The 10,244-nt window shown below is 64.0% G+C and carries 12 protein-coding genes and 2 pseudogenes; 3 read left to right on the top strand and 11 right to left on the bottom strand.

The window, feature by feature from the left end; translation table 11 throughout:
- Positions 1-146: 146 nt before the first annotated feature.
- From DYE23_RS15745 to DYE23_RS15715, 7 genes are all read right to left on the bottom strand, one after another.
- Entirely contained in the window at positions 147-569 is a 423-nt protein-coding gene (locus DYE23_RS15745; RefSeq protein ID WP_011894074.1) for a hypothetical protein, read from the bottom strand.
- A gap of 161 nt (positions 570-730) precedes the next feature.
- A complete protein-coding gene (locus tag DYE23_RS15740) occupies positions 731-1,732 on the bottom strand; it encodes a hypothetical protein (RefSeq protein ID WP_011894075.1) in 1,002 nt (333 codons plus the stop codon).
- Entirely contained in the window at positions 1,725-2,138 is a 414-nt protein-coding gene (locus tag DYE23_RS15735) for a type II toxin-antitoxin system RelB family anti-toxin (RefSeq protein ID WP_011894076.1), read from the bottom strand. The genes DYE23_RS15740 and DYE23_RS15735 overlap by 8 nt, the downstream gene beginning before the upstream one ends.
- Positions 2,122-2,655 (bottom strand): hypothetical protein, encoded by a 534-nt coding sequence (locus tag DYE23_RS15730; protein WP_172527787.1) that lies wholly within the window; start codon positions 2,653-2,655, stop codon positions 2,122-2,124. The genes DYE23_RS15735 and DYE23_RS15730 overlap by 17 nt, the downstream gene beginning before the upstream one ends.
- A gap of 301 nt (positions 2,656-2,956) precedes the next feature.
- A complete protein-coding gene (locus DYE23_RS15725) occupies positions 2,957-3,148 on the bottom strand; it encodes a type II toxin-antitoxin system RelE family toxin (protein ID WP_011894078.1) in 192 nt (63 codons plus the stop codon).
- Complete coding sequence (locus tag DYE23_RS15720) at positions 3,145-3,591, bottom strand: type II toxin-antitoxin system VapC family toxin (protein ID WP_081437668.1); 447 nt, start codon at positions 3,589-3,591, stop codon at positions 3,145-3,147. The genes DYE23_RS15725 and DYE23_RS15720 overlap by 4 nt, the downstream gene beginning before the upstream one ends.
- Positions 3,588-3,842 (bottom strand): type II toxin-antitoxin system Phd/YefM family antitoxin, encoded by a 255-nt coding sequence (locus DYE23_RS15715; RefSeq protein WP_041800110.1) that lies wholly within the window; start codon positions 3,840-3,842, stop codon positions 3,588-3,590. The genes DYE23_RS15720 and DYE23_RS15715 overlap by 4 nt, the downstream gene beginning before the upstream one ends.
- A gap of 347 nt (positions 3,843-4,189) precedes the next feature.
- Here DYE23_RS15715 and DYE23_RS15710 point away from each other — a divergent pair, with 347 nt between their 5' ends.
- Genes DYE23_RS15710 through DYE23_RS15700 form a run of 3 tightly spaced genes read left to right on the top strand, consistent with a single transcriptional unit; the run spans position 4,190 to position 7,162 of the window.
- Positions 4,190-4,585, top strand: coding sequence for an ArsR/SmtB family transcription factor (locus tag DYE23_RS15710; protein WP_063840634.1), 396 nt, complete (start codon positions 4,190-4,192; stop codon positions 4,583-4,585).
- On the top strand, positions 4,582-6,549 hold the full coding sequence (locus tag DYE23_RS15705) for a heavy metal translocating P-type ATPase (RefSeq protein WP_011891568.1): 1,968 nt from the start codon (positions 4,582-4,584) through the stop codon (positions 6,547-6,549). The genes DYE23_RS15710 and DYE23_RS15705 overlap by 4 nt, the downstream gene beginning before the upstream one ends.
- Positions 6,550-6,568: 19 nt before the next feature.
- Positions 6,569-7,162 (top strand): cadmium resistance transporter, encoded by a 594-nt coding sequence (locus DYE23_RS15700; RefSeq protein WP_011894055.1) that lies wholly within the window; start codon positions 6,569-6,571, stop codon positions 7,160-7,162.
- An 89-nt stretch (positions 7,163-7,251) separates the two neighbouring features.
- On the opposite strand, the gene DYE23_RS31435 is transcribed toward DYE23_RS15700, so the two are convergent.
- From DYE23_RS31435 to DYE23_RS15685, 4 genes and pseudogenes are all read right to left on the bottom strand, one after another.
- The gene (locus DYE23_RS31435) at positions 7,252-7,707 is read right to left on the bottom strand and encodes a hypothetical protein (RefSeq protein ID WP_232491329.1); all 456 of its coding nucleotides are present in this window, start codon (positions 7,705-7,707) and stop codon (positions 7,252-7,254) included.
- Positions 7,708-7,758: 51 nt separating this feature from the next.
- Positions 7,759-8,115 (bottom strand): annotated as a pseudogene (locus tag DYE23_RS31430) (TniQ family protein); the annotation flags it as partial.
- A 2-nt stretch (positions 8,116-8,117) separates the two neighbouring features.
- Positions 8,118-8,909: pseudogene (locus tag DYE23_RS15690) on the bottom strand (TniB family NTP-binding protein); the annotation flags it as partial.
- Positions 8,910-8,940: 31 nt separating this feature from the next.
- Positions 8,941-10,211 (bottom strand): IS3 family transposase gene (locus DYE23_RS15685; RefSeq protein ID WP_115327591.1). Its coding sequence is split into 2 segments (ribosomal slippage): positions 8,941-9,938 and positions 9,938-10,211, totalling 1,272 coding nucleotides; the frame shifts between segments, so codons are not numbered across the junction.
- Positions 10,212-10,244 lie beyond the last annotated feature (33 nt).

Genomic DNA, 10,244 nt, shown 5'->3' with positions numbered 1-10,244 from the left:
CTTACTTAGGTGTGCTTCGGCGGGGGCGGGTTGTCGGGCGTTTCGTGCATCGGACCCGCGTGCCCGTGGAACAGGCAGTATGCGTCACGGCGCCGTCGCGGTGGCGATTTGCTTCGGTGGACAACACCCGACAATCGTGGGACGCGCTAGTCGCAGCTTCCACACACGCCGGTGAGCGAGCGCTGCATACCGCAATCGCAGAGCGTCCCTTCGCGCCGCACGTCACGGGAGGGCGCACCGGGAGGGCGGCTTTGATGGACCGGATGTATAACGCACCAGGTTCCCTTGCGCGAGCCGCTGAGTCTGCGGTCAGCTTCATCGCCGAAGATGCGGACAATGTCGTCTTCTGAGTAGAACCCGTTCGTCGCCCCGTAGTAGATATGGAGATCGCGGAGACCGTCCCGTCGGGTAGCGATGACATACGGCTTACCTGGTTGGTCGACGAAGCGATAGTGGGCGATGCCGACCGCATCGGTCATCTCACGGATGAACTCGTAATTGGCGGCAGGAACTCGGGCGGAGGATAAAGCCGCCGTGAGCGAGATCGACAGCGAGTCAGAAGTGGTCAACGCATCCTCCTTCGGATTGAGTATTCGTGGTTATGCGGAGAGTCGCACGCAACGACGGTTGGGTGCGGCTCGCTCCAAAGCTGTTCTGCAATATGGCTGTACTCCTCGATGATTCGACAAGCGTGTTGCGCCCGCGTCTTTCGGACCGTGGCGGCACAGGGTTAGTCCGAGATCGCATTTCTCACACGTACCCAGCCGTCCCGAACGTGTTCGGCCGCCTCGAGTAACGCTGCGGCGACGTCAGATCCGGTGTTGCTATCTAGGGTAGTCCCGCCATCGGGGGCCGCATCGGTGTTCCTTGCCGCGGCAATCGCAAGGTCGAGATTCTCGACAGCCGCGTTCAGAGCGACGAAGGAGTCTTCTGCTTCAATGTGCGCCACAGCCTCGTCGATCTCGGCCAAGGCCACCTCGGTTGCGGCATCTCCATGGGCCTCGCGCAGAGCCTCCATGGCCTCGCGAATTCCAGCTTCCCCGTGCTGTCTTACGATCCATTCCACCGAAATCTCGTCGGGGGGCGGCAGCTCCGCCCATGCGTTGAGTAGTTCGTCGAGGTCGGGTGTTTGTCCTTCTCCGCCGAACCGCGTGATCGCTCCCGTTTGCCGGTCGAGGAAGAACTCCACGTCTTCTTGGCTTCCGTCATCGGAGGTGATAGTCGTGGTACCGCGCATAAAGTGCTCCGAGATCTCATCCTCGACGACTGTGTCCTCGTCATGCGTGAGCGTCACGGCGCCCGAGCGAAGTAACGGAAGCGGCGATGCCGGCACGCAAAGTTGGGCCGCAAGCGAAGCGACTGCCGCCCGCAGATAGGGAAACAGAGCCGTGACGCCGACCTGTTCGGTGAACTCATCAACGATGCTTGCATGGCGGGCCGATACCGGCGCTGGTAGGTCGAAGATCGCTTCACCGTCGATGACGAAATCCCCGTAGGCGTTGCATGTTTCGATCCGGCACCTCACCCCGAGACAACGGTCTTCCAGACTCGCTCGCAAACTCATCGCGACGTCATCGTCGGGGGAGTCGGGTGCGTGGAGCTCCTCTGACGGGAGATCCACCCCGTACCGGTCGGGGCCAGTGAGTCGGGTCGCGGCGAGTTCGTGAATCACGACGTCGCGAAGGTCCGCAAGGTCGATGAGTTGAGCCGTCGTCTCGATCTCGTCAGCCATGTGTGGCCCTGAGTCGGGACCGCTTCGGCAGGCGCGCCGTGTACCGCGTCTCGGTGACCGCAGACTGCTGCTCGCGTGCCACGCGACGGCGCGACTGGCGGGGCAGCGCAGGAAGGCCTGAGACCACCGGTGATGCAGTGATCTGCGTTTCGTAGCCGAGTGCGCGAAGGTAGCGAGCGACCGCGGCGATCTTCATGTTGCCGTCGCCGTTGAGCACCTGGGAGACGCGGCCTTGCGTGACGCCCAGCTTCTCGGCGAGTGCCTTCTGGTCTAGTTCGGAAGCATCCAGTGCCTGCTGAAGGAGTCGCATCACCTGACCGGCCAGGTCGGCCGCGGCGAGCCCTTGGGCGCCGGCGTCTGTGGCTTGCTCCTCGTCAATCAAGACCGGATCAGCGTTGTCTGTCATGGGCCAGGTCCTCCTCTCTGGTTTTCTGCGATTCTTGAAGATCTCGCTTGAGCGTCTTCTGGCTGACCTTGGTGAATGCGTGGCCGACGCGGATCAGGTGGTCGAAGTAGGGGATGTGCCAATATTCGCTGTCGGGTGCTTCCGCGTCGGCGTAGGAGCGGATCTCCAGCTTGGCGATGTATCCGCCTTTACCGTCGGTGTCGAAGAATGTCAGGCGCTTATCGCCGTGACGGAACTCCCACACGCCATCCTCAAGCGCTTTGACTGCGTCTCGGTAGACCGGCTCGCCTGTGTTTGCCCAATGTCGGATTGCATTGAGAAACCAGTGGTAGTCACTGATCTGCTCGTCCCGCGGTCCGGATCGCTCGTCTTGATCCCACACACCCTCCTTCAGAGCGTCCAAGAATTGCGCGGCGGGTGAACATCCGTCTTCGCGGACCGCGCAATCGACCTGATGAAACTGCCCCCTCACGATCGCTCGCCTTTGCACCAGCCCTCCTCCCACTTTAGCGAACACTAAACTACTCTGCAAGCCTCCTGCTTATTCTGGGCAAGCGAAACACGAGCCACCGACACGCCCTGTCATGTTTGCGGCGGTCGAGGGAATGCGTTCGTCACCACATAGGACCGCATTGCCGCGACTTCTGATGCACCGTTTCGATCCGACGCGGCAGCCGTGTACCCCAAATCGCCTAGCATTCATCATGACTCGTTGATCACCACGCGTGAACCCACGCCGATCCAAAGTCCACCACCCCAAAGGGGCACTATCGAACGATCTTCGCGCGCCAGGGAATGGTTGCCGTTCTGCAGCTGCGCTACTGGCTCCTATATGCGTGGGCACGGTGCTCGATGCGGCCGATGAGCAGCACGCGGTCATCGCCCAGGATCCGGAACGTTACGCGGTAATCGCCGCGGCGCGCCACATGCCAGCCCGTCAGCTCGTAGCGGAGCGGTCTTGATAGCTGATGCGGATTGGTGGGCAACGTGGTGGTGATGAACTCGATCACTCCGGCTCTGGTGTCGCCTTCTGGTTGGTGTCGTAGATTGCCATGCCGAGATCCATCCATGCGCTCAGCAGTCGCTGGTCTCCGGACGCGGCTGCAACATCGTCGTCATCGAGTTGCTCGGCCGATGCGGCGTGCACAGCATCGTAGCCACGCAGAGACAGACGGTGTGCCAGGTCAGCGGCACGGGTCACGATCTGCTCGTCCACCTCGATGACGTCCATCTCGGACCACATCTGGCCGAGACGCCGGCGAGCCTGGAGATGCTCGCCCTCCGTGAGGCGCCCTATTCGTCCCGCCTGGGCGAGGGCCGCTGCAGTCTCAACGTAGAGCAGCCTCGACGACACGATCGCATCGGCGTCATCCCAGAACCGTCGGCACGCGACGCTGGCCGGCTCGTCGATCAGCAGAGGCACGAAGGCCGAGGTGTCCAGGTAACCGATCACCGACGCTGGTCGCCGACCAAGTCGCTCACCGTGCTGCCGGTGGCCAGCGGGGCGGGTGCGGGCTGCTTGCGGGTTCGAGCACGCTGGACACGGCCTTCCTCGCGGAGGCTCTCCAGTTTCGTCGGCCGTTCTACCGGCACGATGCGCGCAATCGGACGTCCATGATCCGTCACGGTCACCGTCCGCCCTTCCCGAACCTCCGCCAAGTGCCGGCTCAACTGGTCTCGCAGCTCCCGAATACCAATTTCCACGGCAACCCACCTCCTTCCACGGTGGCGATATATAACGACAAAATTATAGCCACAAAGGATCGCGGTCGCGTGGCGGTTAGTGGCGGTTAGTTGATTGGCCGTCAGCCAGCCTGGATATTCAGTGCTCGGATGTTGTTGTCCGTTCTCATTTGATCTGACACAGGACCAGTGAGCTGAACTGCGGTGTATCAGATCGGATGAGAATTCCACTTGACCAGCTTTATCAGCCGATCTGATGCACGACCGAATTCGTCTGCGACGCTCGCCGCGACCGGGAGCAGCTCCGAGAATGGCTGTCACGAATGCGCCCCTTTCGCTAAATCGGCTTCGATGGTTATCATCGTTGTGTGACGATGAATAAGCGGGACACCTGCCTGGCCGGCAACACGTCCGACCTCGATGCCGCGGTGGCACTGTTCCACAGTCTCTCCGATGCGACGCGGTTGACGATCGTGCGCCGCCTGGCTGACGGGGAGGCGCGAGTTGTCGATCTGATCGGTGAGCTGGGGTTGGCGCAATCCACCGTCTCCGCGCACGTGGCGTGCCTGCGGGACTGTGGGCTGGTCACCGGCCGCCCAGAAGGCCGTCAGGTGTTCTATTCCTTGTCTCGCCCCGAGCTGCTGGACGTGCTCGCTGCGGCGGAAACGCTGCTGGCGGCCACCGGCAACGCGGTGGCGTTGTGTCCCACCTATGGAACCGGCGCCCGGGGTGCGGCGATCGACACCGAGGAGACGCGGCAATGAGCGATGCCTGTGGCTGCGGCAGCGACGAACCCCGCAGCGCCGAGGAGCAGGAGCGTGAACCCGAACGGCTCTGGCAGATCACAGAATTGCAGTTCGCCGCGCTCTCCGGGGTACTGCTGCTGGCGGCGTTGATCGCCAACCTGGTCGGCGCCGCCGACCCGGTGGTGCTCACGTTGGAGGCAGCGGCGCTGCTGGCCGGCGCCTATACCTTCGTGCCGTCCACCCTGGGGCGGCTGGCCAAGGGCAAGATCGGGGTCGGCACGCTGATGACCATCGCCGCCGTGGGCGCGGTGCTGCTCGGCGAGGTCGGTGAGGCCGCGATGCTGGCGTTCCTGTTCTCCATCAGCGAAGGCCTGGAGGAATACTCGCTGGCCCGCACCCGCCGCGGACTGCGCGCACTACTGTCGCTGGTGCCCGATGAGGCCACCGTTCGCCGCGACGGCACCGAAACAACCATCGCGCCAACAGAATTGCGCATCGGTGACCTCATGGTCGTCAAACCCGGAGAACGAGTCGCCACTGACGGCATCATCACCCGGGGCCGCACCGCCCTGGACCTCTCGGCCATCACCGGCGAATCAGTGCCCGTTGAAGCCGGCCCCGGTGATGAGGTGTTCGCCGGGTCGATCAACGGAGCCGGCGCCCTCGAAGTAGAAGTCAGCACCACCGCCGAGGACAATTCCCTGGCCCGCATCGTGCGCATCGTGGAAGCCGAGCAGTCCCGCAAGGGCGCCGCCCAACGTTTGGCTGACCGCATCGCCAAACCCCTGGTCCCCGCCGTGATGATCGCCGCCGCCCTGATCGCCGTCGCGGGGAGCCTGCTCGGTGACCCCGCCACCTGGATCGAACGCGCTCTGGTGGTGCTGGTCGCCGCCTCGCCCTGTGCTCTGGCGATTTCGGTACCGGTCACGGTCGTCGCCGCCATCGGCGCCGCCAGCAAGCTGGGCGCCCTGGTCAAAGGTGGCGCCGCGCTGGAAGCGCTGGGCAGGATCCGTGGGGTCGCCCTGGATAAGACCGGTACCCTCACCGCCAACCGGCCCACCGTCATCGAGGTGGCCACCACCCCCGACGTCACCCCCGAGCACGTCCTGGACCTCGCGGCCGCCGTAGAGGCCCGCAGTGAACACCCCCTGGCCGCGGCGATCCTGGCCGCCGCCGGCACCGTCACCCCCGCCGCCGACGTCGAGGCAGTCACCGGCGCCGGACTCACCGGCCACCGCGACGGGCACCGCATCCGGCTGGGCCGCCCCGGCTGGCTCGACCGAGGTCCGCTCACCGCCGAGGTCACCCGGATGCAGCAGGCCGGAGCCACCGCCGTCCTGGTCGAAGACAACGGACAGGTGATCGGTGCCATCGCCGTGCGTGACGAATTGCGGCCCGAGGCAACCGAAGTCATCACCCAGCTGCGCCGCGACGGCTACCAGGTGGCGATGCTCACCGGCGACAACCACGCCACCGCGGCCGCCCTGGCCCGCGAAGTCGGCATCGACACCGTGCACGCCGATCTGCGCCCCGAAGACAAAGCCCGACTGATCGAACAGCTCCGCACCCAGCGCCCCACCGCGATGGTCGGCGATGGCGTCAACGACGCCCCCGCACTGGCTACCGCCGACCTCGGCATCGCGATGGGCGCCATGGGCACCGACGTCGCCATCGAAACCGCCGACGTCGCACTCATGGGTGAAGACCTACGCCACCTGCCACAAACATTCACCCATGCCCGCCGCGCCCGACGGATCATGCTGCAAAACGTCGGCCTATCCCTCGGACTGATCATTGTGCTGATGCCGCTGGCTTTGTTCGGGGTGCTCGGGTTGGCCGCCGTCGTGCTCGTCCATGAACTCGCCGAAATCGTGGTCATCGCCAACGGTGTGCGCGCCGGCCGCACCACAGCACTGACCGCACTCACCGCACAGCGGTCAACCAACCTAGCCACCGCGACCGCAGTGGGTGCCCCGTCGTGACCACCGATGGCACACACCCATGATCCTGTCGTCGGTTCTGCCCGCGATCGGGCTGTTCATCGTCACCAACATCGACGACATCATCGTGCTTTCACTGTTCTTCGCCCGCGGCGCAGGACAACGCGGGACCACCTCCCGGATCACCGCCGGCCAATACCTGGGATTCGCTGGAATTCTCGGCGCCGCCGTCCTCGTGACCCTAGGTGCGGGCGCATTCCTGCCGCCCGACGTCATCCCGTTCTTCGGACTCATCCCCCTCGCCCTGGGACTGAAGGCGGCTTGGCAAGCCTGGCGCGGAAACGGTGACGATGATGGTGACGCGAAGGTTGCGGGCAAGACCGTCAGCGTCTGGGCGGTCGCTGGCGTGACCTTCGCCAACGGCGGCGACAACGTCGGCGTCTACGTCCCGGTCTTCCTCAGCGTCGGACACGCAGCCGTCGTGGCCTACTGCGTCGTCTTCCTTCTTCTCGTCGGGGTGCTGGTGGTCATCGCCAGATATGTTGCCACCCGCCGCCCGATCGCGGAGATCCTCGAACGATGGGAACACATCCTGTTCCCGATTGTTCTGATCGGACTGGGTATTGTCATCCTGATCGGCGGCCTAGCTTTCTAGCTCGTCTAGTATTTCCATCTACGTATGCCTCACGGTCGGCTGGCAATGGGTTTTCCTACGAATATGGTTGCAAGATAAAGACTTTTGCATCAGGTATGAACGATCATTGATTTATCGCGGGACTTCCGGATGATCTGCTGGTTGTTCAGCCAGCCGTCGAGGGCCGCGGTGGTCGCCGTCTCATCCTCGGCGCCGAACACTGCGTTCGCGGCTGCCAAGAGAGCTACGCGGGCGACACTGGGATCGCCGGTGCGGTTCAACAATGCTGGCCGCTGGTCAATGATGACTGCGGCCATCCGGACTGTTTCGACGTAGGTGGCGATGTGCAGGTTGACCGTTGAGATGCTGGCCCATCGCCCCCGTAATGCGATACCGGTGGCCGCGCTATCACCGAGACCGTCATCCCGTCGGAATCGGCGCTGCCGCAGCACTATACGTGATGCGTCGTTGATCGCTAGCTCAACGATGTCGGGGGCATTGCGCTTGGCCAGGGCATGATGTGCCCTGGCAGATCGGGCAACAGCTGGATGGTGTTTCAGTGACATCTGATCGTCCCATCGCTGGGCGGAGGGGCCAATCCAGCGGCCGTGGCGATGACAGACGGTGAGGTGGTCGGGCAACCAGCAATGGACCGGCTGGGGCACCCCTCGCCGTGCTGTGCAGTACCGGCAAATCGGGCGGGCACGTGCCCGCTGGCGGGTGAGATCACGTTCATCAGCGGTCAGGCCCCGCAGTCGGGCGCAGAGGACATGTCGTGGGTAGCCGCTGAGGCGGGCGAGGCGCTCAGGGTCGACGTAATGGCTCTCGCGTGCGGCGTAGTCGCGCAGGCTTTGGGGTGGGATTCTGTTGGCGTGGGCGAGTCGGGTGGTGAAGGAGTACACGGTCTCATCGCGAAATGCGGTGACTGACTGCGGAAGTGGTCGTGGTGGGAGTCGGGGCCAGTCGGTGATCACTGCTATCCGGCGCTGCGTTGGGCTGAGGCCTGAGCCGCGTAGTCGATGAGGACGCTGTCCAAGCCCTCGCGGTCGATGTGTTCGGTGTGGTCCAGCATTGCCCGGATGGCTGCCGAGCGGATGAGGTGGGCGAGGCTTCCGATCATTCCGCCGGTGCGCTGGTGCAGGTGTTTCGTCTGGCGCACGAGCGTGCCCGGCTCGTGTCGGTGCAGTCGCAGGGTTCCCTCCATCGCGGCGACCAGAGCCCGCCACTCCTGCCCATACGGGAAGGCCGCTGTGTTGATGACACCGCAGCGCCCGGCAAGCTGGCGGCCGCGAGTACCGGTAAACACTCCGGAGCGTTCGACGTCAATGCCGGCGTAGACGAAGGTCGCGGGCAGGTGTTCGGTGAAGTACTTGAGGTGATCGGAAAGTTCTTCTCCGGCACGGGTATCGAGATTGAGGTTATGGATCTCGTCGACGACCACTATGTCGGTACGCGCATCGATGAGCACTTGGCACACCGCGTCGGCGATATCGGTGACGTTCATCCGTCGTACCGGTGGAAGCCCGAGGAAGCGGGCGAATTCCATTGCGAGCTTGCGTGCTGAGCCCTTCGGTGGAGCGGTCACGTAGACGACAGGGATGCGGGTTTTGTCCGAGTAACGGGTGCGGATCCGAAGTTCGTGGAACCGGCCGAGTTGTTTGATGGCCGTGGTCTTTCCGGTGGCTGCGCCACCGGAGACGATCAGCCCTCGCCGGGCGCCGATCTCGCGTTGATTCAGCAAAGTGAGCAGCTGACCCTCGTTGGTGATCTTGAACCGCCCCGGGTTTGATGCACACCGGTTACTGGTGCGCAGCCTCTGATGGGGCTGTGTTTGTAGCGTAGTAGACGGTCTCGTACTCGATGGGTGGGATGCGGCCCAGGCGGTGCATGAGCCGGTCGGTGTTGTACCAGTGCACCCACTCGGCGGTGAGCAGTTCGACATCGGTCAGACGGTGCAAGGGACCCCGCCGGAATGGTGAGTCGTCGCGGACTGCTTCGGTCTTGTACAGCCCTATGGTCGTTTCGGCCAAAGCGTTATCGAAGGCATCCCCGACCGTGCCGATCGAGGCCACAAGCCCGGACAGAGCCAGGGTTTCCCCGAACCGCACAGACGTGTATTGAGAGCCCGCGTCGCTGTGGTGAATAGTATTGCCCAACAATGGATTACCCTCGCCGCTTCGGAGGTGTGCGGCATGGCGGATCGCTCGGCGCACGAACCGGTCTTCCTTGCTGGCCGAGCAGGTCCATCCCACAATCCGGCCCGCGTAGGCGTCGATGGCGAATGCGGTGTACACGAACATCCCGTTGGACAGCCGTACGTAGGTGAAGTCCGCCACCAGCAGCACGTTGGGGGCCGGCACCCGGAACTGGCGCTTCACCAGATCGGCAGCCCGGTCGGCGGCCGGATCCGAGACGGTGGTGCGGACCTTCTTGCGGCGAGTAACTCCACGCCAGCCGTTGGTCCGCATGAGACGCTCCACGGTGCAGCGGGCCACCGCGATGCCCTGGCGTTGCAAGTGAGCCCACATCTTGGTGGCGCCATACAGCGACTCGGGCTTGCGCCGACCGTGCTCGTCGGGCTCGTAGAAGCCGGCCAGCACCTCGGTGATCACGGTGTCCCACAGCTCCCGGGCTGATGGGGGTCGGGTCAGCCAGGCGTAGAAGGTCCTCGGGGCGATCTGGCACCCGTGCTCGGTGAGCACGCGGCAGATCGGAGCGACCCCGAACCGAGCCCGATGCTCGGCGATGAACGCACAAATCAACGGTGTCGCGGGTCGCTCTCCCGCGCGAAGAAACTTGTTGCCGCCTTGAGGATTTCGATGGTTTCCTCAAGCTCACGATTCTTGCGCTTGAGCTCCTTGTTCTCCCGCGCGATATCGGTGGGCACTCCATCCCGCTGGCCGGTGTCCACCTCGACCTGGTTGACCCACCGGCGCAAAGATTCGTAGGACACCCCCAACCGCTTGGCTACCGCGGTGATGCAGGCGGTGCGGGTGTCGTACTCCTCGGCATGGTCGGCCACCAGCCGTACCGCGCGGGCCTTGAACTCGTCGTCGTACTTGTTCGGCATGATGCAAACAACGGGCCTTGCCCCCATGTAGTG

This window comes from Mycolicibacterium gilvum, from assembly GCF_900454025.1.
GTDB classification, from domain to species: Bacteria; Actinomycetota; Actinomycetes; order Mycobacteriales; family Mycobacteriaceae; genus Mycobacterium; species Mycobacterium gilvum.
The sequence above is the reverse complement of the archived record's forward strand: the minus strand, read 5'-3'. Positions and strand labels throughout refer to the sequence as shown.

Coding starts and splice junctions, on each gene's coding strand:
- DYE23_RS15740 (WP_011894075.1), bottom strand. CDS start 1,732: ATGGCTGACGAGATCGAGACGACGGCTCAACTCATCGACCTTGCGGAC.
- DYE23_RS15735 (WP_011894076.1), bottom strand. CDS start 2,138: ATGACAGACAACGCTGATCCGGTCTTGATTGACGAGGAGCAAGCCACA.
- DYE23_RS15705 (WP_011891568.1), top strand. CDS start 4,582: ATGAGCGATGCCTGTGGCTGCGGCAGCGACGAACCCCGCAGCGCCGAG.
- DYE23_RS15700 (WP_011894055.1), top strand. CDS start 6,569: ATGATCCTGTCGTCGGTTCTGCCCGCGATCGGGCTGTTCATCGTCACC.
- DYE23_RS31435 (WP_232491329.1), bottom strand. CDS start 7,707: ATGTCACTGAAACACCATCCAGCTGTTGCCCGATCTGCCAGGGCACAT.